Origin of the sequence: Variovorax humicola, assembly GCF_037889915.1 — a bacterium.
In the GTDB taxonomy this organism is placed as follows: Bacteria; Pseudomonadota; Gammaproteobacteria; order Burkholderiales; family Burkholderiaceae_C; genus Variovorax; species Variovorax humicola.
In genome coordinates, this window is the sequence record NZ_JBBKZV010000022.1 from 60,537 (window position 1) to 86,773 (window position 26,237).

20 protein-coding genes are annotated in these 26,237 nt (G+C 67.3%); 14 read left to right on the forward strand and 6 right to left on the reverse strand.

Features of this window, described 5'->3' with window-relative positions; genetic code table 11:
* Nucleotides 1–5: 5 nt before the first annotated feature.
* Nucleotides 6–644: an MBL fold metallo-hydrolase gene (locus WKW80_RS26065; protein ID WP_340366479.1), complete on the reverse strand. Its 639-nt coding sequence runs from the start codon at nucleotides 642–644 to the stop codon at nucleotides 6–8.
* A gap of 122 nt (nucleotides 645–766) precedes the next feature.
* Here WKW80_RS26065 and atzF point away from each other — a divergent pair, with 122 nt between their 5' ends.
* The 11 genes from atzF to WKW80_RS26120 all read left to right on the forward strand — a co-directional run bounded on the left by atzF (nucleotide 767) and on the right by WKW80_RS26120 (nucleotide 14,922).
* Nucleotides 767–2,482, forward strand: a complete 1,716-nt coding sequence (gene atzF, locus WKW80_RS26070; protein ID WP_340366480.1) for an allophanate hydrolase — start codon at nucleotides 767–769, stop codon at nucleotides 2,480–2,482.
* 171 nt (nucleotides 2,483–2,653) lie between these two features.
* Entirely contained in the window at nucleotides 2,654–2,860 is a 207-nt protein-coding gene (locus WKW80_RS26075; protein WP_340366481.1) for an AtzG-like protein, read from the forward strand.
* Nucleotides 2,857–4,320 carry an AtzE family amidohydrolase gene (locus WKW80_RS26080; protein ID WP_340366482.1) on the forward strand — a complete coding sequence of 488 codons (1,464 nt, stop codon included), beginning with the start codon at nucleotides 2,857–2,859 and terminating at the stop codon, nucleotides 4,318–4,320. The genes WKW80_RS26075 and WKW80_RS26080 overlap by 4 nt, the downstream gene beginning before the upstream one ends.
* A 79-nt stretch (nucleotides 4,321–4,399) precedes the next feature.
* Nucleotides 4,400–5,506, forward strand: coding sequence for a BMP family ABC transporter substrate-binding protein (locus tag WKW80_RS26085; protein WP_340366483.1), 1,107 nt, complete (start codon nucleotides 4,400–4,402; stop codon nucleotides 5,504–5,506).
* Between the two features lie 120 nt (nucleotides 5,507–5,626).
* Nucleotides 5,627–6,712 (forward strand): ABC transporter permease, encoded by a 1,086-nt coding sequence (locus WKW80_RS26090; RefSeq protein WP_340366484.1) that lies wholly within the window; start codon nucleotides 5,627–5,629, stop codon nucleotides 6,710–6,712.
* A gap of 21 nt (nucleotides 6,713–6,733) precedes the next feature.
* Nucleotides 6,734–7,654, forward strand: coding sequence for an ABC transporter permease (locus tag WKW80_RS26095; protein WP_340366485.1), 921 nt, complete (start codon nucleotides 6,734–6,736; stop codon nucleotides 7,652–7,654).
* A 108-nt stretch (nucleotides 7,655–7,762) separates the two neighbouring features.
* On the forward strand, nucleotides 7,763–8,476 hold the full coding sequence (gene biuH / locus WKW80_RS26100; RefSeq protein WP_340366486.1) for a biuret amidohydrolase: 714 nt from the start codon (nucleotides 7,763–7,765) through the stop codon (nucleotides 8,474–8,476).
* Nucleotides 8,477–8,503: 27 nt separating this feature from the next.
* A complete protein-coding gene (locus WKW80_RS26105; protein WP_340366487.1) occupies nucleotides 8,504–10,147 on the forward strand; it encodes an ABC transporter ATP-binding protein in 1,644 nt (547 codons plus the stop codon).
* Between the two features lie 217 nt (nucleotides 10,148–10,364).
* Nucleotides 10,365–11,033, forward strand: coding sequence for a cysteine hydrolase family protein (locus tag WKW80_RS26110; RefSeq protein WP_340366488.1), 669 nt, complete (start codon nucleotides 10,365–10,367; stop codon nucleotides 11,031–11,033).
* A 9-nt stretch (nucleotides 11,034–11,042) separates the two neighbouring features.
* Nucleotides 11,043–11,762, forward strand: a complete 720-nt coding sequence (locus WKW80_RS26115; protein ID WP_340366489.1) for a GntR family transcriptional regulator — start codon at nucleotides 11,043–11,045, stop codon at nucleotides 11,760–11,762.
* A gap of 178 nt (nucleotides 11,763–11,940) precedes the next feature.
* Nucleotides 11,941–14,922 carry an ATP-binding protein gene (locus tag WKW80_RS26120; protein WP_340366490.1) on the forward strand — a complete coding sequence of 994 codons (2,982 nt, stop codon included), beginning with the start codon at nucleotides 11,941–11,943 and terminating at the stop codon, nucleotides 14,920–14,922.
* Here WKW80_RS26120 and WKW80_RS26125 read toward each other — a convergent pair.
* Together WKW80_RS26125 and WKW80_RS26130 are read right to left on the reverse strand one after the other, a co-directional pair.
* A complete protein-coding gene (locus tag WKW80_RS26125; RefSeq protein ID WP_340366491.1) occupies nucleotides 14,909–18,496 on the reverse strand; it encodes a Dyp-type peroxidase in 3,588 nt (1,195 codons plus the stop codon). The genes WKW80_RS26120 and WKW80_RS26125 overlap by 14 nt on opposite strands.
* Nucleotides 18,497–18,791: 295 nt before the next feature.
* Nucleotides 18,792–19,595, reverse strand: coding sequence for an exodeoxyribonuclease III (locus tag WKW80_RS26130; protein WP_340366492.1), 804 nt, complete (start codon nucleotides 19,593–19,595; stop codon nucleotides 18,792–18,794).
* Between the two features lie 25 nt (nucleotides 19,596–19,620).
* On the opposite strand from WKW80_RS26130, the gene pyrE reads away from it, so the two are divergent.
* Together pyrE and WKW80_RS26140 are read left to right on the forward strand one after the other, a co-directional pair.
* The gene (pyrE, locus tag WKW80_RS26135) at nucleotides 19,621–20,289 is read left to right on the forward strand and encodes an orotate phosphoribosyltransferase (RefSeq protein WP_340366525.1); all 669 of its coding nucleotides are present in this window, start codon (nucleotides 19,621–19,623) and stop codon (nucleotides 20,287–20,289) included.
* 26 nt (nucleotides 20,290–20,315) lie between these two features.
* Entirely contained in the window at nucleotides 20,316–20,957 is a 642-nt protein-coding gene (locus tag WKW80_RS26140; RefSeq protein WP_340366493.1) for a DUF4124 domain-containing protein, read from the forward strand.
* A 123-nt stretch (nucleotides 20,958–21,080) separates the two neighbouring features.
* Here the strand turns inward: WKW80_RS26140 and gatB are convergent, their stop codons facing one another.
* The 3 genes from gatB to gatC form a co-directional block, all read right to left on the reverse strand.
* Entirely contained in the window at nucleotides 21,081–22,577 is a 1,497-nt protein-coding gene (gatB, locus tag WKW80_RS26145; protein ID WP_340366494.1) for an Asp-tRNA(Asn)/Glu-tRNA(Gln) amidotransferase subunit GatB, read from the reverse strand.
* Between the two features lie 396 nt (nucleotides 22,578–22,973).
* Complete coding sequence (gene gatA / locus WKW80_RS26150; protein WP_340366495.1) at nucleotides 22,974–24,467, reverse strand: Asp-tRNA(Asn)/Glu-tRNA(Gln) amidotransferase subunit GatA; 1,494 nt, start codon at nucleotides 24,465–24,467, stop codon at nucleotides 22,974–22,976.
* Nucleotides 24,468–24,651: 184 nt separating this feature from the next.
* Complete coding sequence (gene gatC / locus WKW80_RS26155) at nucleotides 24,652–24,951, reverse strand: Asp-tRNA(Asn)/Glu-tRNA(Gln) amidotransferase subunit GatC (protein WP_340366496.1); 300 nt, start codon at nucleotides 24,949–24,951, stop codon at nucleotides 24,652–24,654.
* 227 nt (nucleotides 24,952–25,178) lie between these two features.
* Here gatC and WKW80_RS26160 point away from each other — a divergent pair, with 227 nt between their 5' ends.
* Nucleotides 25,179–26,222 carry a rod shape-determining protein gene (locus WKW80_RS26160; protein ID WP_340366497.1) on the forward strand — a complete coding sequence of 348 codons (1,044 nt, stop codon included), beginning with the start codon at nucleotides 25,179–25,181 and terminating at the stop codon, nucleotides 26,220–26,222.
* Nucleotides 26,223–26,237: the final 15 nt, after the last annotated feature.

Sequence of the window (26,237 nt, forward strand, 5' to 3'; positions counted from 1 at the left end):
GTGAATCAGGTGCCCGCGACGTAGGGATTGCTGCGGCGCTCGCGCCCGAACGTGCTCTCCGGCCCGTGGCCCGGGATGAACACCGTTTCGTCTCCCATCGGCCAGAGGCGTTGCGTGATGCTGTCGATCAACTGCTGATGGTTGCCCTGCGGAAAGTCGGTGCGGCCGATGCTGCCGGCGAAGAGCACGTCGCCGACGAAGGCACGCTGCGCGCTTGCGGAGTAGAAGACGACATGCCCCGGCGTGTGGCCGGGGCAGTGGCGCACCGACAGCGTCTCCTCGCCGAGGGTCACCGTGTCGCCATCGGCGAGCCAGCGCGTGGGCACGAAGGGCTCGGCCGCAGGAAAGCCGAACATGCGGCTTTGCTGCGCGAGGCCGTCGATCCAGAACTGGTCGCCGGGGTGCGGGCCGACAACAGGCAAGGCGCGCCGGCGCGCGAGTTCGCCGGTGCCGCCCGCATGGTCGATGTGCGCATGGGTAAGCCAGATCTGCTCGAGCGTCACGCCGAGCTTGTCGACGGCCGCCAGCAGCCTGTCGAGGTCGCCGCCCGGGTCGATGACCGCGGCCTTGTGCGTGGCATCGCACCAGACGACGGAACAGTTTTGCTGGAATTGGGTAACGGGAACGGTTTGGTAGCGGAGCATGGGCGAGTCGACGAGCGAGCCCCCGACTATCGCAAAAACCCCGATCGGCATCTTGCCGAGGGGCATTCCGCCGGATTGGCACGCCGTTTGCATCACATCTTGTACACAAGACAGGATGCTTGATGATGGTGCATGAAAAGGACTCGCTCGCCGAGTCCGCTTCGAAGGCCGACGCAACGCCCGCCGCCGCCTGGATCACGCGCTTCGACGCGCCGATGAAGGGCGCCGCCGGCGGTCCGCTTGCCGGATTGCGTTTCGCCGCCAAGGACAACATCGACGCGGCCGGCGTCGCCACCACTGCCGCGTGCCCCGCTTTCGAGCGCACCGCCCTGCAGCATGCACACGTCGTGGCGCGCCTGCTCGATGCCGGTGCGTCGCTGCTCGGCAAGACCAACCTGGACCAATTCGCCTGCGGCCTCAACGGCACGCGCTCGCCCTACGGCGCTGTGCCGAACAGCTTCGACGCCCGCTACGTGTCGGGCGGCTCCAGTTCGGGCTCGGCCTACGTGGTCGCGACGGGGGAGGTCGACTTCGCGCTCGGCACCGACACGGCGGGCTCCGGCCGCGTGCCGGCAGGGCTCAACAACATCGTCGGCCTGAAGCCGAGCAAGGGCTTGGTGAGTACGCGCGGCGTGGTGCCGGCGGCACAGAGCGTGGATTGCGTGTCGATCTTCGCGCCGACCGTTGCACTCGCGGTGCGGGTGCTGCAGGCGGCGATGGGCTTCGACGCGGCGGATGCCTTCTCGCGCAAATTGCGACTACAGCGCCAGCCGTTTCCGGCGCGGTTCTCGTTCGGCGTGCCGTCGGCGCTGGCGTTCTTCGGCGACGCGCTCGCCGAGGAAGCCTTCGACGAGGCCATCGGGCGCCTCGAATCGCTCGGCGGCGAGCGCGTGTCGATCGACTACGCACCGCTGGCCGAAGCGGCATCGCTGCTCTACGACAGCGCGCTCGTGGCCGAACGCTACGCCGCGGTGCGCGAGTTCTTCGACGCGCACGAGGACGACGTGATCGAGCCGGTGCGCGGCATCCTTGCAAGCGGCCGGAAGTACAGCGCCGCCGACCTCTTCGATGCGCAACTGCGCCTGCAGGAAATCGCGCAGCGCGTGGCACCGATGTGGCACACGATCGACGTGTTGCTGGTGCCGACCGCACCGCGCCACTGCACCATCGACGAGATGCGCGCCGACCCGGTGGCGCGCAATCGCGAACTCGGTGCATACACCAACTTCGTCAACCTGCTCGACTATGCGGCGCTGTCGGTGCCGAGTTCGATCCGGCCGGATGGCCTGCCGTTCGGAATCACGCTGATAGCGCCTTGCGGCAGCGATCTGCAACTGGCCGAGCTGGGCCAGCGCTTTCATCACGCGACCGGCCTCACGCTGGGCGCGACGGGCCGCCCGATGCCGCCACCGGTGGCGCTGCCGCTCAGCGCCGACACGGTGCGCGTGGCCGTCGTCGGCGCCCACTTGTCGGGCATGCCGCTGAACGGGCAACTGCGGGAGCGCGGCGCGCGCCTGCTCCTCGAAACCGAAACGGCGCCCGACTATCGCCTCTACGCGCTGGCCGGAACCGTGCCGCCAAAGCCCGGCATGTTGCGCGTCGCGCCCGGTGCCGGCGCCGCGATCAAGCTGGAAGTCTGGGAGATGCCCGCGGCGCACTACGGCAGCTTCGTCGCACTCATTCCCGCGCCGCTCGGCATCGGCACGCTGACGCTGGCGGACGGCAGCAGCGTGCAGGGCTTCGTCTGCGAGCCGCTGGCGCTCGAAGGCGCGGAAGACATCACACAACACGGCGGCTGGCGCCGCTACATCGCATCGAGACAGGCCCCGGCGGGGTGAACCGCAGATTCCTCCATCCACATTCATTGCAGGAGCTTTCGATATGCGCAAGATTCATCCAGCCACTGGCGCGACCCGATGTCGGTTGCTGCGGGCCGGAGCCGCCGGGGGTCTTCAAGATCTTCCGCACGAATCAGAGCAAACCGAAGTACGCGCTCGAAGGGAGACGCAGTGACTCCTTCGCAGATCGCGACCTACGTCGACGCGGCAGCGGCTGCGCTGGACTTGCGCTTGCGCCAGGACTACCGGCCCGGCGTGCTGCGCTACTTCACGCTGGCATCCGAGTTCGCTGCCATCGTTGACGCGGTGCCCCTGCAACCGCATGACGAGGCGGCGACGACCTTTGTGCCGGTGGAACCGCGGGAAGCTACGGAATGAGCGCGGTTCCCGATCGTGTTCGGCCTGCGGCCGCCAATGCCGATACGCTGCTGGCGCAGGACGCAGCGGCGATGGCCGAAGCGGTGCGCAGCGGCGCGACCACCGCGACCGCGCTGGTGCAGGCCAGCCTGGCGCGCATCGATGCCACCGACAAGCGCATCAACGCCTTCACCGATGTCGTGCGCGAGCGGGCGCTGCGGCGCGCGGGCCAGGCCGATGCATCGCTTGCATCGTCATCGGGCGATCGAACACGCGCGCTGCCGCTGCTCGGCGTGCCATTCGCCGTCAAGAACCTGTTCGACGTCGCCGGCATCCCGACGCTGGCCGGCTCGAAGATCGAGCGCGCCGCCGCGCCCGCCGTGCGTGACGGCCTGCTGGTGCACCGCCTCGAATCTGCGGGCGCGGTGCTGGTCGGCGCGCTCAACATGGACGAGTACGCCTACGGCTTCACGACGGAGAACAGCCACGTCGGCCCGGCCCACAACCCGCACGATCTCAAGCGCATCGCGGGCGGCTCGTCGGGCGGCTCCGGCGCGGCGGTCGCGGCAGGGCAGGTGCCGATCACGCTCGGCTCCGACACGAACGGTTCCATCCGCGTGCCGTCGTCGCTGTGCGGCGTGTTCGGCCTCAAGCCCACCTTCGGACGCTTGCCGCGCACCGGCAGCTATCCCTTCGTCTCGAGCCTCGATCATCTCGGCCCGTTCGCGCGCTCGGCGCGCGACCTCGCGCTTTGCTACGACGCGATGCAGGGCCCCGAAGGCATCGGCCCGCACGACCCCGGCTGTGCGCAGCGCGCCATCGAACCCGTGACGCCGCTGCTCGTGCAGTGCGCCAACGGCTTGCGCATCGGTGTGCTGACCGGCTACTTCCGCGAGCATGCGCAGTCCGAAGCCTTGCTGGCCGTGGACAAGGTTGCCGAAGCGCTCGGCGCCACCAGGGCGGTCGAATTGCCGATGGTCGAGGCCGGCCGCGCCGCCGCCTTCCTCATCACCAATTCCGAAGGCGCCGCGCTGCACCTGCCCGACCTGCGGACCAGGCCGCAGGACTTCGAACCGCTTTCGCGCGACCGCTTCCTCGCCGGGGCGCTGTTGCCCGCCGCATGGGTCGCGCGTGCGCAACGCGTGCGGCGCGCCTATGCCGAAGCGGTGGCTCGCGTGTTCGAGCGCTTCGACATCCTGCTGGCCGCGGCCACGCCCTGCGCCGCGACGCCGATCGGCGCCGAGTGGTTCGAAATCCAGGGCCAGCGCCTGCCGGTGCGGCCCAACATGGGGCTGCTGACGCAACCAATTTCGTGCATCGGCCTGCCGGTCTGCGCCGTTCCGGTGTGGGGCGCGCATCCGCATTTGCCGATCGGCGTGCAGGTGATCGGCGCCCCGTGGCGCGAGGATCACGTGCTTCGCGTGGCCGCTTCATTGGAGACGGCGGGCGTCGTGCATGCGCCCATCGCCGCGCTCATGTAGCCGCAGGCGCGGTTGGTACGGTTTATGCACACCGTCTTGTATCCAAGACCGGATTCATTCCAACTCACCGGAGCCCAGCATGTCCCAACTGAACCGTCGCGATTCCATCAAGACCATCGCCGCACTCGGCGCCGCCGGCACGCTCGGCGGATTGAGCGGATTGGCCCGCGCGCAGAAGCCGCTGACCGTCGGCGTGATCTATGTCGGCCCGCGCGATGACTACGGCTACAACCAGGCGCAGGCGCAAGCGGCGGCCGAAGTGAAGAAGATGCCTGGCCTCAAGGTGGTCGAGGAAGAGAACGTGCCGGAGACGGCCGCCGTGCAGAAGACCATGACCGGCATGATTTCGCAGGACGGCGCCAAGGTGCTGTTCCCGACCTCGTTCGGCTATTTCGATCCGCACATCCTGGCGCTCGCGCCGAAGAATCCCGATGTGCGCTTCTCGCACTGCGGCGGCATGTGGACCGAGGGCAAGCATCCGAAGAACGTCGGCAGCTACTTCGGCTACATCGACGAATGCCAGTACCTCAACGGCGTGATCGCCGGCCACATGACGAAGAGCAACAAGATCGCCTTCATCGCGGCCAAGCCGATCCCGCAGGTGCTGCGCAACATCAACGCCTTCACCCTGGGTGCGCGTTCGGTCAAGCCCGGCATCACCTGCAACGTGATCTTCACCGGCGACTGGTCGATGCCCGTGAAAGAGGCCGAAGCCACCAACAGCCTGGCCGACCAGGGATGCGACGTGTTCACGATGCACGTCGACAGCCCCAAGGTCATCGTCGAGACAGCGGCCAAGCGCGGCAAGATGGTGTGCGGCTACCACGCGAGCCAGGCCAAGCTGGCGCCGAACGCGTACCTCACCGGCGCCGAATGGAACTGGCTCACCGCCTACAAGACTGTCATCGACGCCGCGCAGAACGGCAAGCCGCATCCCAACTTCCTGCGCGGCGGACTGAAGGAGGGCTATGTGAAGATGTCCGCCTACGGCCCGATGGTCACAGACGCCGCGAAGAAGCAGGCCGACGACATCAAGGCCAAGATGATCGAAGGCAAGTTCGACATCTTCGTGGGCGGCATCAAGGACGGCAAGGGCACGGTGGTCGTGCCCAAGACGCTGCAGCAGACCGACCTCGAACTCGAGAAGATGAACTACCTGGTCGAAGGCGTCCTCGGAAGCTTATGACATCCCCCAGGCTCCGCGCACTTCGTGTCGCTACTCCAACCCCCTTTGCAAGGGGGCGCCACCAGCGGCCCGGCAAAGCCGGTTCCGCGGTAGCCCTGAGCGAATTCATCCCGGTCCATCATGCGAACCGCTCTTAAGGAGATCGCGTTGCCGGCGGTCGCCATCTCGGCGGCCTTGCTGGTGTTCGGGGTGCTGGTGTGGTTTGCCGGCGTGAGCCCGGTGGACGTGTGGGTCACGTTGTTCAAGGGTGCGTTCGGCGACTGGTTCTCGTGGCAGAACACCTTGCAGCGTGCCGCGCCGCTGATGCTCACCGCCCTGTGCGTGGCGATACCGGCGCGCGCCGGCCTCATCATCATCGGCGGCGAAGGCGCGCTGGTGCTGGGCGGCCTGGCTTGCGCCGCGCTCGGCCAGGCGGTGCCGCTGCCAGGCAACATCGTCGGCACGGCACTGACCTGCATCGCGGGCGCGATCATCGGCGGCCTGTGGATCATGCTGGCCGGCTGGCTGCGGCAATACCGCGGCATCAACGAGACCATCAGCAGCCTGCTACTGGCCTACATCGCGATCGGCATCTTCAAGCACATGGTCGAAGGGCCGTTGCGCGATCCGTCCAGCCTCAACAAGCCGTCGACGCATCCGCTGCCGGACGGCTTGCTCATCAGCGGCATGTTCGGGTCCGACGTGCATTGGGGCCTCGCGATCGGCGTCGTCGCCTGCGTTGCGCTGGGGCTGTGGCTGCGCCTCACCGCATCGGGCTTCTCGATTCGCGTGGTGGGCGGCAATCCGCGCACGGCGCAGCTGGTCGGGCTGCCCGCGACGCAACTCATCCTCGCGGCTTGCGGACTCGGCGGCGCGTGCGCGGGCCTGGCCGGCGCGGTCGAGGTGGCGGCGGTGCACACCAATGCCAATGCGTCATTGATCGCGGGCTATGGCTACGCGGGCATCCTGGTGTCGTTCATCGCGCGGCACAACCCGATCGCGATCGTTCCAGTGGCGATCCTGTTCGGCGGCTTCGGCGCGGCGGGGAGCTTGCTGCAGCGCCGGCTCGGCTTGCCCGATGCGTCGGTTCAAGTGCTGCAGGGCATTGCCTTCGTGCTGATCCTGGCGAGCGAAGGGCTTCGCATGGTGGACTGGAAGAACCTCGTCAGGAACCGCATGCCGAATCCGCTGCAACCGAAGCTGCTGAAGCTGAAGGGGAATGCATGAGCGACGCAGGGAGGTTTTCCAATGACCAGTGACCAATGGATCGCGCTCATCGCCGGCATCATCGGCGGCGCGCTGCGCGTGGGTGCACCCTTCCTGTTCGTGAGCCTCGGCGAATGCCTGACGGAGAAGTCGGGCCGCATCAACCTCGGGTTGGAAGGCGTGCTGGTGCTGTCGGCCATGTCTGCCTTCGGTGGTGCGTATCTCACAGGCTCGCCGTGGCTGGGTGTATTGATCGGCGCCATGGCGGGCGCCGCGCTGGCCTGCCTGCATGGCCTGCTGTGTTCGCTCGATCGCGTGAACGACGTGGCGACCGGCATCGCGTTGATGCTGTTCGGCACAGGGCTCGCGTTCTACCTCGGCAAGCCGCTGATCCAGCCGCAGGCGCCGCAGATCCCCGCGATTCCGCTCGGAGACTGGAGCGACAACTCGGCCGTGCGCGCGGCCTTGCAAGTCAATGCGCTGGTGCCCTTGGGCATCGTGCTGGCGGTATTCCTCTGGTGGGGATTCGCGCGAAGCCGCGCAGGGTTGCTGGTGCGCATGGCGGGCGACTCGGCGAACGCGACGCGTGCGCTGGGCTATTCCGTGTCTGGCATTCGCATCGCCGCCACGACGGCAGGCGGCGCGATTGCGGGCCTGGGCGGCGCCTCGCTCACGCTGTTCTATCCGGGAAGCTGGAGCGAAGGCATCTCGAGCGGGCAGGGCCTGATCGCCGTGGCGCTGGTGATCTTCGCGCGCTGGAGTCCGTTGCGCTGCGTCGGTGCGGCGCTGTTGTTCGGCGGCGCAGGCGCGCTCGGGCCGGCGCTGCAGTCGGTGGGCGTGGGCTGGGGCTATCACCTGTTCAACACCGTGCCGTACGCGCTCACGCTGGTGATCCTGGTGTTGACCTGCAAGCCGGGCAGCGTGGCGATCGGCAGCCCGGGCGAGCTTTCCTCGACGAGATAGCTTCAATGCGATCGAGCGAGAAGTCATGAGCACCACCCGGCCGCCCGAAAGCACTCGCACCCCCTCAGCGGGCAGTGAGGACACGCAGTGCCGAACGTGGGGGCCTCGATGACCGACAACACAGCCACCTTCACCGAGCGCCATGTCGCCGCGCAGCCTTACGCATGGCCGTACAACGGCGACCTGCGCCCCGGCAACACCGCGCTGATCGTCATCGACATGCAGACCGACTTCTGCGGCAAGGGCGGTTACGTCGACGTGATGGGCTACGACCTGTCACTAGTGCAGGCACCCATCGCGCCCATTGCGCGCACGCTCGCGGCGCTGCGGCCGTTGGGCTATCACATCATCCACACGCGCGAAGGCCATCGGCCCGATCTCGCCGACCTGCCCGCCAACAAGCGCTGGCGCTCGCGGCAGATCGGCGCGAACGGCGTCGGCATCGGCGACGACGGGCCCTGCGGCCGCATCCTCGTGCGCGGCGAAACGGGCTGGGAAATCATTCCTGCACTCGCGCCGCTGCCGGACGAAGTCGTCATCGACAAGCCCGGCAAGGGCTCGTTCTACGCCACCGACCTGGAGTTGATCCTGCGCACGCGCGGCATCGAGAACCTGATCCTCGCCGGCATCACCACCGACGTGTGCGTGCACACCACCATGCGCGACGCCAACGACCGTGGCTTCGAATGCCTGCTGCTGTCGGACTGCACCGCCGCCACCGACCATGGCAACCATCTGGCCGCGCTGAAGATGATCACCATGCAGGGTGGCGTTTTCGGCGCGCATGCCGACTCCGCCGCGCTGCTGGCCGCCGTCGCATGAGATTGGAATTCAAAGGAAACATCATCCATGGCTGACGACACCTCCACCCAACCCATCGGCGCGCTGCCGCGCAACACCGGTGCGCTCGCGCTCGACACGTATCAGCTCACCAAGCGCTTCGGCGCGTTCACCGCGATGGACAGCGTGACGATGCGTGTGGAGCCCGGCACAGTGCACGCGCTGCTCGGCGAGAACGGCGCCGGCAAGAGCACGCTGGTGAAATGCGTCGCCGGCTTCCAGGTGGCGGAAGAGGGCGCCGTGTTGATCGATGGCCGCGAGGAGCACATTTCCAATCCGATCATTGCGCGCGAGCTGGGCATCGGCATGGTCTACCAGCATTTCACGCTCGCGCCCGGCATGACGGTGGCCGAGAACCTGTTGCTCGCCGGCGGCAAGACGCGCGCGCTGATCGACTGGAAAGAGAAGCGCGCCGAGCTGAAAGCCTTCCTCGCGACCACGCCCTTCAGCCTCGACCTCGACGTGACGCCATCGTCGCTCGCGGCCGGCGAGAAGCAGAAGCTCGAACTGCTCAAGCAGCTCTACCTGAAGCCGCGCCTGCTGATCCTCGACGAGCCGACCTCGGTGCTGACGCCGCAGGAAGCCGACGAGGTGCTGGGCCACGTGCGCGAGTTCGCGCGCAGTGGCCAATGCACTGTGCTCATCATCACGCACAAGTTCCGCGAGGTGATGGCGTATGCCGACAACGTGACGGTGTTGCGCCGCGGCAAGGCCGTGAAGCATTGCAGCGTGGCGGAGACCAGCCCCGCGCAGCTGGCCGCCGCAATGATGGGCGAGGGCGACGCGCCGCCGCCCGAACTCGCATTGGGTGACGGCGGCGAGAAGGCCGCGCCGCTCACGGGCCGCGCGATCCATGGCGTCCAGCCCGTGGGCATCGATGCGGTGGTTTCGTTGCGCGTCGAGAAGCTGGTCGCGCAGGGCGACCGCGGCACGCTGGCGGTGCACGACCTGAGCCTCGACGTGCGCGCCGGCGAAATCCTCGGTGTGGCCGGTGTGTCGGGCAATGGTCAGCGCGAGCTGGTCGAAGCGCTCGTAGGCCAGCGTCCGCGCCTGTCGGGCAAGGTGACGGTGCGTGGCGAGCGCTATGACGCAAGGCGCGACGAGAACCGGAGGCTCAAGGTGCGCAGCCTGCCCGAGGAGCCGTTGCGCAACGCCTGCGTGGGCGACCTGAGCGTGGCCGAGAACATGGCCTTGCGCGATTTCGACCAGCCGCCCTTGGCGAGCGGCGGCGTGTTGCGCTTCCCGGTCTGGCGCAGCCGTGCACGCGAATGGATCGCGGAGTACGGCGTCAAGACGCAAGGCGAGGGCGCGGCGATCCGCAGCCTTTCGGGTGGCAACGTGCAGCGCGCGGTGCTGGCGCGCGAACTGGCGGGTGAGATCAACGTGCTCATCGCCGCCAACCCGGTTTTCGGCCTCGACTTCGCAGCGGTCGCGGAGATCCACTCGCGCATCGTGCAAGTGCGCGAGAAGGGCGGGGCGGTGCTGCTGATCAGCGAGGACATCGACGAGCTGCTGGAACTGGCGGATCGCATCGTCGTGATGAGCGAGGGGCGCATCGTGTACGAGACGGATGCCGCGACGGCTGAACGCCACGTGCTGGGTGCGCACATGGGTGGGGGTGACCATCACCATCACGAAGCGGTGGCTGCGTGACTCTCGTGTTCGTTCATCTCGCGTGGTCGCCGCTGCGTGGGAGGCGCTGCCCGCTGGAGGGATCGGCGAGCTCGTATCGCGTACCGGGCTTGCGGTGGATCGAGCGCATCGTCCCTTTGGGGCGACTGCCCTCACCCCAGCCCTCGCCCGGAGGGAGAGGGAGCAAGACAGCCGCCCGCCGACGCATTCCGAACTAGAACGAACCCGAAGGACAAAAGTGCAAATCGAAGCCACCCCCTTCCCCTACCCTTTCGACATCGCGAAAACCGCATTCGTCATCATCGACATGCAGCGCGACTTCATCGAACCCGGTGGCTTTGGCGAAACACTAGGCAACGACGTGAAGCTGCTCGAAGCGATCGTGCCGACCACGCAAGCCGTGCTGCAAGCCTGGCGCAAGGCCGGTGGCCTCGTCGTTCACACACGCGAGGCGCACAAGCCCGACCTGTCCGACTGCCCGCCCGCCAAGCTCGGCCGCGGCAACCCCAAGCTGCGCATCGGCGACGCAGGCCCGATGGGCCGCATCCTCATCATGGGCGAACCCGGCAACCAGATCATCGATGCGCTGGCGCCCGTCGACGGCGAGATCGTCATCGACAAGCCAGGCAAGGGCGCGTTCTACGCAACGGGCCTGCACGAAACCCTGAAGGCGCGTGGCATCACGCACCTGCTGTTCGCCGGCGTCACCACCGAAGTCTGTGTCCAGACCACCATGCGAGAAGCCAATGATCGCGGCTACGACAGCCTGCTGCTGGAAGACTGCACCGAAAGCTACTTTCCCGAATTCAAGGCCGCCGCCGTCGAGATGATTCGCGCCCAGGGCGCCATCGTCGGCTGGACCGCACCCAGCAAGTCACTGTTGGCAGCACTCGGCAACGCAGCCTAAGATTTCGCGGTGACCGCCGTCTACGCCACCACCGCCGCAGATACCGATGTCGTCGTGTTCCGCACACGCGCCGACGAGGTCTACGCACAACTCAAGCGCGACGTTGCCGAGTTCCGCATGGTGCCCGGCGACCGCTTCACCGAGAACGAAGTCAGCGAACGGCTGGGCGTGTCGCGCACGCCCGTGCGGCAGGCGCTGTTCAGGTTGCAGCAGGAAGGTTTCGTCGAGGTGCTGTTCCGCAGTGGCTGGCGCGTGCTGCCGTTCGACTTCGACCAGTTCGAGCAGCTCTACGACCTGCGCATGGTGCTGGAAACCACGGCCGTGCATCGCCTCTGCGAGACCGACCGTGGCATCAACCGGCAGATGCTCAGCGACCTCGCCAACATCTGGCTTGTGCCGCTCTCGCAACGCAGTTCAGACAACGCGCAGGTCGCCGAGTGGGACGAGGCCTTTCACTGCGCCCTGGTCGCCGCCGCGGGCAACGGCGAGATGGCCCGTGTGCACCGCGACGTGACCGACCGCATCCGCATCATCCGCCGGCTCGACTTCACCATGCAGCCACGCATCGACGCCACCTATGACGAGCACGCCAAGATCCTGAAGGCCGTCCGCGCCAACCGCGGCGACCAGGCCGCCATGCTGCTGCGCGCGCACATCGAGACAAGCCAGACCGAGGTGCGGAAGATCACGCTTCACCAGATGCATCTGGCGCGGCACGCGGCGGGGTGAGCCAGCTCCGCACCCGTCCGCGCGGACCCGGCGTCCCGGAAGACTGGCGAAGCGCCAGATGCAGGAGCGTGGTTGACTTGTGGCAGATTCCGGCGGACGCTCGAATCAACAACAATACCGTCGGCGGGCGGTCGATCCGCGTCGACTGCCGCGCCAAAGCCGTGTGGATTCAACTTCAATGACAGACGACGCGAATGGACATGTGGCCGGCATGGCGCTGGGCAGGCGTTACCTGACGCTGCTCTTTGCCGACCTATCCCAGTCGACCGAACTGGCCGAGGTCATGGAGACCGAGCACTACGCCGCCGTGCTCGGCGCCCTGCGAAAGGTCTATCACGACACCATCCCGCGGCATGGCGGGATCGTCGTGCGCGTGCAGGGTGATGGCCTGCTCGCGATGTTCGGCTACCCGGTCACGCGCGAGGACGATGGGCGCGGGGCCGTCGCGGCCGCCCTCGAAATGCACCAGCGCATCAGCGATCTGCGGCCCTACCTCCCGGGCGGCCGCCTGCTGTGCCTGCACACCGGGATTCATTCCGGGCTGGTGCTGATGAGCAGCGGCGACGTCGAGCTGGGCCGATTCGAGCTGCTTGGGCCGGTGCCCAACATCGCCTCGCGCCTGTCCGACGCCGCCGGTCCGCACGAGATCCTGGTGAGCGATGAGACGCTCGGGCCGGCCAGCCGGTTCTTCGTGACCGGGCCGCCGCAGTTGCTGCAGGTCAAGGGCCGTGCCGCGCCGCTGCTGGTCTACCGCGTCGACGCCCGCGCCAGCCTGGCCGAAAGCTTGAGCGCCACATCGCGCCACGGCTCCACCGCGTTCGTCGGCCGCCGCGCGGAGCTCGCGCTGCTGCAGCGTGCCATGGACGACGCCATGGCCGGGCACACGCGCTCGGTGGCCGTGGCCGGGCCGCCGGGCATCGGCAAGACGCGGCTGATCGAGCACTTCCTGAGCCGGGTCGTGCAGCGGGGGTGCACCGTGTTGCGCGGCTATTGCGAAAGCGAACTCGGCGCCGAGCCGCTGCAGGCGTTTCATCACATGCTGCAGGCGCTGGCCGACGAGCCGCCGCCCCACACGCCGGACGACTTCGATGCGTTGTTCGCCCGGCTCGCCGCCGAGCGGCCGTTGCTGCTGTTCGTCGATGACTGGCAATGGGCGGACGATGCTTCCCACCAGGTGCTGGCGGCGCTGCGCAAGCGCTCCGACTCCAGGATGCTGATCGTGCTTTCGACGCGCATCCTCGCCGTCCCCAACGCGCCCGCGGCGGCCGGCCAGACGATCACGCTGCTGCCGCTGAGCGATGACGACGCCAGGCAGGCCATCGCGGCGCGCCTGCCGGTGGTCGACCCGTTCGTGGTCGAGGAGATCTGCCTTCATGCCAGCGGCAACCCGCTGTTCCTGGAAGAGCTGTGCCACTCGGCCGCGCGCGGCGATGCGGCGCGGCGCCTGGGACGGACGCAGGGCGCCGGCTGGCTGAACCGCCTTGTCGAATCGCGCGTGCAGCACCTGCCGGCGGCGCAGATCGAGCTGGTGCGCGTGGCCGCGGTGATCGGCAACGTGATCCCGGCCTGGCTGCTCGAAAGCATCACCGGGCAGCGCGCGGACGGCCCGCTCCAGCTTGGCCTGGCCGAGCAGGACTTCATCTTCCCCGGCGAGCGGGCCGGCACGCTGCGCTTCAAGCACGGCATCACGCGCGACATCATCTACGAGTCGGTGGGCCTGCATGTGCGGCAGGCGTTGCACCTGCGCATCGCGGAGGCCATGCAGCAGCACAGCGTCGCCGCGCAGGATGAGGCCCTGGAGGCGCTGGCCATGCACTTCGACGCGGGCGGCGATGCGGTGCAGGCGGCGCGCTATGCCGAACTGGCAGGCGACAAGGCGCTGTCGGCCTCCGCGCTCGACCGCGCACGCACCCTGTACCGGGTGGCGCTGGCCGCGCTCGACCGGTTGCCGCAGAGCCCCGCGGTGGCCTTGCACTGGGTGGCCATCGTGCACCGCCTGGGTCGCGTCTGCGTGTTCGACCCGGTGCGCAGCGAACTGGCCCTGTACGTGCGCGCGGTCGAACTCGCCGAGCGCTTCGGCGACGCGGCCGCCGTCGCGCGAGCGCACCATTGGCTGGGCTACATCAGCTACGGCCTGGGCGATGGCCGGGCCGCGGTGGCCCACTGCGAACGGGCGCTGGTCGAGGCGCGTGCGGCGGATGACGAGAAACTGGTGGTGCAGGTGGTGGCGGCGCTCGGCGAGGCGCACCAGGCCGCCGCCAACTACGACCGTGCGCTGGCGCTGCTGGACGAGGCCATCGCCGTCAAGAGCCGGCACCGCAGCGGCCGGCACGTCAATGTCGGGCTGGCCTTCTCGCTGGTCTGCCGTGCCTACCTGCTGGGCGATCGCGGGCTGTTTGCCGAGTCGCACGAATGCTTCGCCGAGGCGATCGACTCGGTCGCGGGAATCACCCACGAGATTGGCGCCACGGCCCACGGCCTGCACAGTGCCGTGCTGTTGTGGCAGGGGCGCTGGGAAGAGGCGCGCCGGGCGGCCGACGAGTCGGGGCGTATTGCCGAAGCCACGCGCAGCCTCACGCAACTGTCGGTGGCGCGCGCCATGGACGCCTTCGCCGGCTGGATGCTGACACGACAGCCGGAATTTCTGCAGACCATCATCGAGGTGACGGCCTGGCTGGAGCCGCGGCAGAGCGGCCTGTTCCGCTCGCTCAACCACGGCTGGCTTGCCGCGGGCCTGACCCACGCGGGCCGGCATGCCGAGGCGCGCCGGCATGCCGCGCTGGCGCTGCGGCGCAGCCGGCAGCGCGACTTGCTGGGCGCGGCGATGAGCTACCGCTCGCTGGCCCGCGGCGTCGCCGCGCACCGCCCGGAGCGCGTGCCTCACTACCTCGACCGGGCGATGCAGGCAGCGCAGGCGCGCCGCTCGGCGCACGAGATTGCCGTCACGCAGTTGTGTGCCGCCGAAATCGCATGGCAGCATCGAGGCGAGCGCGCCAGTGCCCTGCTCGGCGAGGCCGCCGCCGCCTTCGAGCGCATGGGCATGCACTGGCACCTGGCGGAAGTGCGGTGGCTGCAGTCCTCGATGGAAGCGGGTCGCCGGGACAGCGAATTCGCGGGGGCGCCGGAACTTGCATTCCAGGGCGCCGTCAATTTGCCGTAGCCGCCGGTGCAGGCGCCGGCTTGGGCGTCAGGATCAACAACACCGGCGAACCGGTCGGCCGCAGCGTGCCGGCGTTCAGCAGGCCGGCGAACATGGCGAGCATCACGCCCATTGCCATGTAGTAGCCGGGGCAACCGTGCACGGTCTCGTTGGTGGCGTCGGGCTTGTTTCGGCCGAACATCAGGTCGTCGGGCGCGGCGGGGTCCGTCAACGCCGAGGCGATGCCCAGCACGACATGGTTCCTTGCTTCCTTGTCGACCCCGTTGGCGCCGACCGGGCAGCGCCACAGCATCTCGGGCACTGGCCGCTTGCGCATGGTGGCCAGCAGCGTGGCGCGCAGGGCGGCGTTGGCCTCGGCGTAGGTTGGAAGCGCGCCGCTGGTGGCCTCGAAAAGCGCCTCCTGCCGGTCCCACAGCGTCTCGTCCTTGATCCAGGTCTCCATGGTGCGGAGGAAATTGCCTTCCACTGTCGGAGGGAATCCGAGCAGCACGCCGGCCAGGTTGAGCGCAAATACCGGGTCGGTGACGGGAACATTCAAGCCGTCCAGGATCTCCTGCGCAAGCGACCCCAATCCGGCGGTGCCGTTCTCGGTGAGCCAGCTCTGCACGGCCAGCAGCACCGCCTTGCCTTGCTGCTGGCCCGCGTCCACCACGCCCTGCCGCGGCTGCGGCGAGAAGATGTAGCGCGATGCCGTCGCGAAGTTGCCCGGGCAGCGTGGCTTGCCGGGGTTCGCTTCCAGGCGGCCGCCCGGGATCATGTACTTGCCCTGTGCGTCGGGCAGGCCGATCCACTGGGTGCACAAGGCGGCCATCACCTGGTCTGCCAGGGTAAGCGTGTCGATCGGCTGCCGCACCAGGTCATCCTGGATCGGCGAAGGCAGTACCGGAAACTTGTCCTTGTCGGCGAGCAGCTTTTTCACCACGCCGATCGTCACGTCGTACGCCGTCTGCTCGTCGATGTTCAGGACAGCGTGGTTGAGGGCAAGCTGGGCCGCGTGCCCGGCGCCGTCCAGGCCCAGCAGGTTGAGGCCGATCGACGCGCTCATGCGGTCGCCATAGCCCTCGACCGAGTACTTGCTCCCGTCGTCCTTCATGGCCTTCAGGATCTCGTCGTGGGTTCCCAGGAGGTGGCCGTAGGGGGTGTCCTGCGGGGCCTTCGGGTCGCCGTTGCGCACCAGCGTCCAGGCGGCGGGCGCGCGGTCCGGGTCGTCTAGCCGCTGCCGCACCTCCTCCCGCCGGGTCTCTTCGACTTCTTCCGGGGTCTGCGGCGGAGTGGAGGAGGGGGGCGGCACTGCCGCCGGAAGCTCGGCCCGGTAGTCGTCGAGCGCGGCCAGCGCCGTCAACGACGGCACGAACACATACAGGCCCCATTCCAGGTGCGCCAGCGGCTGGTCGTCGAATACAAAACGCGCGACGCTGCCGTTCTTGTCGAGATAACGGAAGGTGTAGTTCTCGCCGTGCTGCGGCACCCGCAGCAGTGCGTCGCCCTGCGCCGAGCCCACGCCGCTGCTGTTGCCGCCGGATATCCAGCGCTGGATGGTCTCGTACTGCTCGGACAGGCTGGCGCAATAGGCCATGAACACGAGGCCGCGTTCCGCGCCCGCCTGCTTCTGGCCGTAGGACATGCCCCGGCGAATGATGCGCGGCGTGTACGGCCGTTTGTCGCGCGGGTTGGCGCGGCGGATGTGCGAGTGGAACGGACAGGCGTCGCTGGCACCGGCGCTGTCGTAGTTGAAATTGTTGAGGCCGGTGGCGGCGTCGGCCGCCGACACCAGGGGCGTGCCGTCCGGGTGCCGGCCCATCACCCGGCTCAGCAAATGGTCGCGATCGGCCTGTGTGAGCGCCGAGAGGGCAGCGTCCAGGGTGTCCATGTTCTGGCGCAGCTTGCGCACCACCAGGAAGCTGCCGTTGAACTTCAACGGGTCGATCGCCGGGTTCGGCGCGTCGTTGCGGTTGTTGGCATGGCCCAGCAGCAGTTCGCCGGGCCTGACCCGGTCGTCGAACGCCTTGGGCGGATTGGCAGGCGTTGAATCAGGGTCGATCCGCGGCTGGCTGATGCCGTCGACAAAACCCAGGTGGCCCACGATGTCGCCTTGCAGGTTGCGCTGGCTGAAGGTCGGCTGGACTGCAAGCACGCGCAGGCCGCCGCCGGGCGCGTTCAGGACGTCGACACCTGTCTTCAACAGGGGGTGCAGGTCGGCCGACGAATTGGCCGGGTCCGTCAGGCGCAACTGGATGAGCACGTGCACGGCCTTCATGTCGACACGATGCCCGCTGGCTTCGTTGCCCCACGCCAGCGGCCGGCGCCAGCGGTCCGGGTGGTTGACGCGCACGTCGCCGAGCAGCGAGCTGCGCGCCTCCATGCCCTCGATGAATTCCTGTGGAAAGCCGATGAGGCGCGACTGCGCCACCCCCAGCGCCGCCAGCCCCGCGTGCGTGAAGCCGACCAGGCAGGCGACCCCGTTGGCCGCCAGCGGGCCGCAACGTGGGGCGAGGGCGGCCAGCGTCGTGCGCGCGGGTCCGGCGTCCGTCACGCGCAAAAGCACCACGCAACCGTGGGTGACGGGCTCGTTGCTGGTGAGGACGTGGCTCTGGATCAGGGTCGGGTCATAGGGCGGCGCTGCGGGTGCCGGTGCGGGCGTTGGCGGGGGAACGCCGACGCCCTTGAGCCAGCCCAGGGCGTCGAGGTATGGCACCAGCCTGGCCTGGGCCGCTGCCCATTCGGCCTGGCCTGGCTGCCCCGGCTGAAGCTTGTCCAGGATTGCGATCATGTCGATGGAGCCTTGCAGCACCGACTGGGCAAAGCGGCGCAGCGTGCCCCGGTCTCCGTCGTTGTTGGCGGGGTCTCCCGGCGGGAAGTAGATGGACAGGCGGTACAGGCCCGTGAGCGTACGCAACGGCAGCACCAGCGTGCCGACGACGTCGGCCAGCCCACGGGCCATTGCCGCGCGCTGCGCTGCCACGGCCGATGGCACGGCGTGCGTTGCGATGTCCTTGTCGACGGTGGCGAGCGCGCCCTGTTCGCGCTGCTTTTTCTCGACCTCCGCAAGGTATTCATGGTCGCCCAGCGGCATGACCGAATCGGCGTAGAAAGTGCCGCCCGCCACCTCGTTGCGGCGCACCCACGCACAGTAGTCCTCGTAGCGCGAGGTTTTCGAGCCGGGATAGTCTTCGCAGTTGCAGAACAGGAGATCGAGCAGCGTGCCCAGGTCGCGGTAGATCACCCGCATGTAGGGCTCCCAGCCGCCGTCGAAGGTCACGTTGAGCGACAGGCGCCAGGTGCCGTCTTCCGGCTGGGGCTGGTCGTCCGGGAGGCCGGGAATGGGCGGCACGAGGGCATAGCGGAAGTGGTCGATGATGCCGAACCGCCCGACGGAATCCGGGAACACCGGTTGCAGCAGTTCCGATTCGCGCACGTTCTGCCGGGCCGAGTACAGCGCGTCGAGCACCTTGCGCAATCTTTCGAGATAGCTGATGGGCTCGAAGCCGATCACCATGCCCTTCTTGACCGGGGCCAGCACCGACAGGTTGGTGATTCCGCCCAGGACGGTGCTTCGCTTGATTTGCTGCGCCATTTGCGCGCTCCTTGGTGTGCGCTGCACGTCCGTCGTGACGGGTTGCCGCAGTCGCGCATGACCCCCTGAAGTGGTCCGCAGTTTCACGACCGGGGCGGCGTTGTCAATGGCCGCACGTCAGGCCATGACGATGCCACTGCGCATGCTCATCCGGATCGCTTGCCGGAAGTCGGGTTGCGATGTTCGGACGGGCGTTGGCGGTTGGCACCCCCAATGCGGAGGATGCGGGTGGATGTGGCTTCAATTGTTCGCTGGCGGCGAGGCAGGTCGTCGGCGCTGCCACCTTGGCCGAAACTCACAAGCCGAACGCGTACTCCACCGTGATCGGCGCGTGGTCGCTGAACTTGATGGTCTTGTAGATTTCTTCGTTGCGTGCGAGCGCAGCAATCGTTGGCGTTGCAAGGTGATAGTCCAGCCGCCATCCGACGTTGTTGGCATAAGCCTGCCCGCGATTGCTCCACCATGTGTAGGCTGCATCCGTCGTGTCGGGCTTGAGCATGCGGTATACGTCGACAAGACCCGCGCCATCGGCGCCCGCATCCAGCAGCCGCGTCATCCACGCGCGCTCCTCCGGCAGGAAGCCGCTGTTCTTCTGGTTGCCACGCCAGTTCTTCAGGTCGACCTCCTTGTGCGCGATGTTGATGTCGCCGCAGAGCACGAATTCGCGCTGCTTCTTCAATGCGATCAGGTGCGGAAAGAACCCCGCCAGAAACCGGAACTTAGCAGCCTGCCGCTCCTCGCCAGACGAACCGCTCGGAAAGTAGCAACTGATCACGGAGAACTTCCGCTTGGGCGTGTCGAAGCGCAGTTCGAGGTAGCGCCCCTCGGCATCGAACTCCTTGTCGCCCCAGCCCACGACCACCTCGGTCGGCTCATGCCTCGTATAGATCGCGGTCCCCGCATAGCCCTTCTTCTCGGCGAAGTGAAAGTGCCCCTTCAGCCCCGCCATCTCCTCGAAGCGCCCCGTCACGTCGCTCGCCTGGACGCGGATTTCCTGCATGCAAATACAATCCGGCGCCAGTTGAGCGACCCAGTCGGCCACCCCCTTGGTGGTCGCGGAACGCAGGCCGTTGAGGTTGAGGCTGGTCAGTTTGAACACTAGAAGGATTCCCGATATGGCTGAGATGGGTGGTGTGGATCTGGCCCAGCGCTTCGTGCAATTCGCGCTCGACGCGGGCGTGCTTCGCTTCGGCGAATTCAAGATCAAGTCGGGCCGCATCAGCCCCTATTTTTTCAATGCCGGGCTGTTCGACGACGGCCTCAAGCTGGCGCGGCTGGCCGAATTCTATGCAGAGCGACTGATCGCCAGCGGGCTCGAATTCGACATGATCTTCGGCCCCGCCTACAAGGGCATCCCGCTCGGCGCCACGGTGGCCGCGGAGCTGGCGCGGCGCGGCCGCAACGTGCCCTTTTGCTACAACCGCAAGGAAGCCAAGGCCCACGGTGAAGGCGGCAGCCTGGTTGGCGCGCCGCTCAAGGGTCGCGTGCTGATCGTCGACGACGTGATGTCGGCCGGCACCGCAGTGCGCGAATCCATCGCCATCATCGAGGCCGCCGGCGCGACCCCCTACGCCGTGGCCATCGCGCTCGACCGCCAGGAGAAGGCGACCGAGAACGGAGTCGACGTCGACCACAGCGCTGTGCAATATGTACGAAATCAACTCGGTCTGAAAGTCATGTCGATCGCAACCCTGAACGACTTGTTACATTACCTCTCAGGCCGTCCGGACAACTCGCTGGATGCCCATCGCGAAGGAGTGCTGGCCTACAGGGCACGATACGGTGCGGCCTGACCAGCCACGTTGAAGGGATCGAACCAGTGCGCCTTGCCGTTCTTCTTGCTGGATTGCCGCTGGCGCTGGGAATTGCCGCGTCCGCCGTACAGGCCCAGCAGGCGCAGCCGGCGAACGGCGCGGGCATCTACAGCTGCGTCGATTCACGCGGTCGCACCATCACCTCGGACCGTCCCATCGCCGATTGCCTCGACCGCGAGCAGCGCGAACTGAACTCCAGCGGCACCATGCGCCGCCGCGTCGAGCCGAGCTACACCCCCAAGGAACAGGCCGAGCGCGACGAACGCGCGCGGCAGGCGCAGATTGCGGCGTCGAAGCAGAGCGAAGAGCGCAGGCGCGAGCGCGCGTTGCTCATGCGCTATCCCAACGATGCCGCCCACGAGCGCGATCGTGCGGATGCAATCGCCCAGATCGACTCCGTGATCCAGTCCGCCCGCAAGCGCCAGGGCGAACTGGCCGAAGACCGAAAAAGGATCGACGCCGAGTTGGAGTTCTACCGGAACGACGCCAACAAGGCCCCGGCCGCGTTGCGACGCCAGATCGACGAGAGCAACCAGGCCATGGCGGTGCAGAACCGTTTCATCGGCGAGCAGGAAGAGGAAAAGCGGCGCGTCAATGCACGCTTCGACGACGAGCGGACTCGGCTGAAGCAGTTGTGGAGCAAGTGAGCTCGGCAGCATTCTTGCTCGCCCCCAGGCTCCGCGCACTTTGTGCGCTCCTCCCACCCCCTGCCGGGGACGACACCGGCGGCCTGGCAAAGCCAGCTCCGCGGCAGCCCACGCAATACGCTGTCAGCCGAGCTTCGATTTCAGCAGCGCGTTGACTTGCGCGGGGTTGGCCTTGCCCTGGCTCGCCTTCATGACCTGGCCGACCAATGCGTTGAAGGCCTTGTCCTTGCCGGAGCGGTATTCGTCGATGTTTTTCTGGTTCGTCGCCAGCACGCCGTCGATGATCTTTTCGAGCGCGCCTGTGTCGTTCATCGGCTTCAGGTCTTTCGCCGCGATGATCGCGTCGACTTCGTTGCCTTCGCCGCTCCACAGTGCATCGAACACCACGCGCGCGGCGCTGTTCGGGATCGTGCCGTCGCTGATGCGTGCGATCAGTTGCCCAAGTTGTGCGGCCTTCACGGGCGCGGCCTCGATGCCGATTTCCTGCGCGTTGAGTCGCCGTGCGATCTCTCCGGTGATCCAGTTGCTGGCGAGCTTCGGCGTGGCGCCTTTCGCCACGGCCTCGTCGAAGTAGCGCGCCAACGCCACACTCTGCGTCAGCTGCGTTGCGTCGTATTCCGACAGCCCGAGGTCGGCTACATAGCGCTGCGCCATCGCGCGCGGCAATTCGGGCATGGCGGCCTTCACGCGGTCGATCCACTCCTGCGCAATCGCCAGCGGCGGCAGGTCGGGGTCGGGGAAGTAGCGGTAGTCGGCCGCGTCTTCCTTGGTTCGCATCGCGCGCGTCTCGCCGGTGTCGGGGTCGAACAGCACGGTGGCTTGCTGGATGGCGCGGCCGTCCTCGATCTCGCCGATCTGCCAGCGGATCTCGTAGTCGATCGCCTGCTGCATGAAGCGAAAGCTGTTGAGGTTCTTGATCTCGCGCCGCGTGCCCAGCGGCTCGCCGGGGCGGCGAACCGACACGTTGGCGTCGCAGCGGAAGCTGCCTTCCTGCATGTTGCCGTCGCAGATGCCGATCCAGGTCACGATCTTGTGCAGTTCCTTCGCATAGGCCACGGCCTCGGCGGTGGAGCGCATGTCGGGTTCGGTCACGATCTCCAGCAGCGGCGTGCCGGCGCGGTTGAGGTCGATGCCCGACTGCCCGATGAAGTTCTCGTGCAGCGACTTGCCCGCGTCTTCCTCGAGGTGCGCACGCACCAGACGCACGGCCTTCAGTTCATCGCCGACGAAGAAGCTCACCGTGCCGCCTTGCACCACCGGGATCTCGAACTGGCTGATCTGGTACCCCTTGGGCAGGTCGGGGTAGAAGTAGTTCTTGCGCGCGAACACGCTGCGCGGCGCGATGTGCGAGCCGAGCGCCAGCCCGAGCTTGATGGCGCGTTCGACGGCGCCCTTGTTCATCACGGGCAACGTGCCGGGCAGGGCCAGGTCGACCGCGCAGGCTTGCGTATTCGGCTCCGCGCCGAAGGCCGTCGAGGCGCGGCTGAAGATCTTGCTCTCGGTCGAAAGCTGCGCATGCGTCTCGAAGCCGATGATGACTTCGAAGCCCTGCACCAGCGGCCCGGTGGGGCGGCCGACTTGCGCCTCGGCAAAAGGGTTCACGACAGCGGTTTCACTCATCTTGTTTGCTCCAACACATGTTGTTGTCTTGTCGGGTTGCTGGCGTTCGGGGGTGCCGGCGATCGGATGCCGATGATCGGGGTGCGTGCCGAGGGCACTGGGTATCCCCCTGCGCGAATGTCCCCCGCCTTCGGCTCCTCCCTTATTTCGCTGCGAGGGACACCCAGCACCCTCGGCGCGTGGAACGGTCGGTGGTGTCGGCCGATCAACGACTGCGCGTCTGGATCATGTCGATGGTGTGCTCTGCGCAGCGAAATAAAGGAGGAGCCGGCGGCCGCAGGCTGACGGCGGGGGACATTCGCGGAGCAGAGTACGCCGTCGGCGTGATCCCGCCCCAGGCCACCCAGGCCACCCAGGCCATCAGGCCCCAATCGCACGGCAGCCCCCAGACCCATCCTAGAAACCCTCAGGCATGCGGGTATGCCAGTCCGTCGCCTGCTGGAACCGGTGTGCCGCGTTCAGCAGCCTGGCCTCGCCGAAGTAGTTGCCGATGAGCTGCAGGCCCACCGGCATGTTGCCTTCGCCGAATCCCACCGGCAGGCTCATGCCGGGCAGCCCCGCGAGCGAACCCGGCAAGGTGAAGATGTCGGCCAGGTAATCGGCCACCGGATCGTCACCGTGTTCGCCGATCTTCCACGCGACCGTCGGTGCGGCAGGGCCAGCGATCACGTCGCATTCCTTGAACGCCTGCTGGAAGTCGTCTGCAATCATGCGCCGCACCTTCTGTGCCTGCAGGTAGTACGCATCGTAGTAGCCGTGGCTCAGCACATAGGTGCCGATCATGATGCGGCGCTTCACCTCGTCGCCGAAGCCTTCCTCGCGCGTCTGCGCGTACATGTCGGCGAGGTCCTTGTACTTGGCGGCGCGGTGGCCGAACTTGACGCCGTCGAAGCGGCTCAGGTTGCTCGATGCTTCCGCAGGCGCAAGGATGTAGTAGACCGGGATCGACAGCTCGGTGCGCGGCAGCGTGATCGCGACACGCCTGGCGCCCAGCTTCTCGTACTCCGCCAATGCAGCATCGATCGCTGCGCGTACGCCGGGCGCCACGCCATCGCCGAGGAACTCCTTCGGCACGCCGATGCGCAGGCCCTCGAGCGAGTCGTTCAGGTTGCGAGAGAAGTCCTCTGCGGGCCGGTCGATCGAAGTCGAATCGCGATCGAGATCGGGGCCGCACATGGCCGACAGCAGCAGCGCGCAATCTTCGGCCGAGCGCGCCATCGGGCCCGCCTGGTCGAGGCTCGATGCAAACGCCACCATGCCGTAGCGCGAGGCACGGCCGTAGGTCGGCTTGATGCCGGTGATGCCGCAGAACGAGGCGGGCTGGCGGATCGAGCCGCCGGTGTCAGTGCCCGTCGCAGCCGGCGCCAGGCGCGCGGCAACCGCCGCGGCGCTGCCCCCCGACGAGCCCCCCGGAATGCGCGATGCGTCCCACGGATTGCGCACTGGCGTCGCGGCATCCAGGCCGATGGCCGGCACGGCCACGTTCTCGTTCGACGAGCCCATCGCAAACTCATCGCAGCTCAGCTTGCCCAGCGTCACGGCGCCGGCTTCGGCGAGCCTGCGCACCACCGTTGCGTCGAAGGGCGAGCGGTAGCCTTCCAGGATCTTCGAACCCGCGGTGGTCGGGAAGTGGGTCGTGACGAAGATGTCCTTGTGCGCAATCGGCACGCCCGTCAACGCAGGTGCGCCACCGGCGCTCAGCTTCTCGTCGGCCGCACGCGCCTGCGTCAGCGTGACGTCGGCATCGAGCGAGACGAACGCGCCCAGCTCGCCATGCGACTGGATGCGACCCAGAAAATGCTGCGCCGTTTCTTTCGCCGACACCTCGCGCGCCGCGAGCGCCTTGGCGAGTTGGGTCACACCCATCTGATGCAAGTCGGGCCGGCTCATTGCGAAACCTCCGTGCTTCGCACTGCGGCGCGAGCGCCTTCGGGCGGCTGGGTGGAAATCATTCGAAAACCTTCGTGCTTCGCACTGCGGTGCGGAGCGCCTCCGGGCGGCTGGGCGGAAATCATGTGAAAACCTTCGTGCTTCGCACTGCGATTCGGAGCACCTTCGGGCGGCCGGGCGGTGCTCATTCGATCACCTTCGGCACCAGGAACAGCCCCGCCTCGACTGCCGGTGCGCTGCGTTGATTCGCCTCGCGGCAATTCGGCTCGCTCACGACGTCATCGCGCAGTCGCAGCGATATGTCTTCAATGGTCGCCACGGGATGCGCCAAAGGCTCGACACCTGTGGTGTCGACCGCCTGCATGCGTTCGACCAGCGCAAAAAAGCCATTGATCTGGCCCAGCATGCGCGTGCTTTCTTCGCTGCCGAGCTGGAGCCGGGCGAGCGACGCAATGCGCGCGATATCGGAATCGGTAAGTGACATTGGAGGAAACGTCTGAAATCGGGGGAGAAAGAGCGACGTAATCGCACGTGCGGGGCGTGTGCTGGCCCGTCAGGCCGGGGGGATCGGTTATTATCCCGCCTTTGCCGCAACCCACGCGAACGCGCCGGCTTTTGCTGCAAAAACCTCTATTCATCCCCGTCAGACGACCCACAGATTAAAGGCGACCGCATGCCGAAGCGCACGCGGTGCCACAAGGATCCCGCAAAATGTTCGGAGTTTTCCGTCGATACTTTTCGACCGACCTTGCCATTGACCTCGGCACAGCCAACACCCTGATCTTTGCCCGCAACAAGGGCATTGTGCTGGACGAACCCTCCGTCGTGGCCATCCGGCATGAAGGCGGTCCGCACGGCAAGAAGGTGATCCAGGCGGTCGGGGCAGAGGCCAAGGCCATGCTCGGCAAGGTGCCCGGCAACATCGAAGCCATCCGACCCATGAAGGATGGCGTGATCGCCGACTTCGTGATCACCGAGCAGATGATCAAGCAGTTCATCAAGATGGTGCACCCGCGCACGCTGTTCACGCCGAGCCCGCGCATCATCATCTGCGTGCCCTGCGGGTCCACCCAGGTCGAACGCCGCGCCATCAAGGATGCGGCCGAGGCGGCAGGCGCCACCTCCGTCTACCTCATCGAAGAACCCATGGCTGCGGCCATCGGCGCCGGTTTGCCGGTGTCCGAAGCCTCCGGTTCGATGGTCGTGGACATCGGCGGAGGCACGACGGAAGTCGGTGTCATCTCGCTGGGCGGCATGGTCTACAAGGGGTCCGTGCGCGTCGGCGGCGACCGCTTCGACGAGGCCATCATCAACTACATCCGCCGCAACTACGGCATGCTGATCGGCGAGCCGACCGCCGAAGTCATCAAGAAGAACATCGGCTCGGCCTTCCCGGGGTCCGAAGTCAAGGAAATGGAAGTCAAGGGCCGCAACCTTTCCGAAGGCGTGCCGCGCAGTTTCACCATCAGCAGCAACGAAGTGCTGGAAGCCCTGACCGACCCGCTCAACAACATCGTCTCGGCCGTGAAGAACGCGCTGGAACAAACCCCGCCCGAACTCGGCGCCGACATCGCCGAGCGCGGCATGATGCTGACCGGTGGCGGCGCGCTGCTGCGGGATCTCGACCGCCTGCTGGCGGAAGAAACCGGCCTGCCGGTGCTGGTGGCCGAAGACCCGCTGACCTGCGTGGTGCGCGGTTGCGGTATCGCGCTGGAGCGCATGGATCGTCTCGGAAGTATCTTCACCAGCGAGTGATTCCCGTAGACTTCA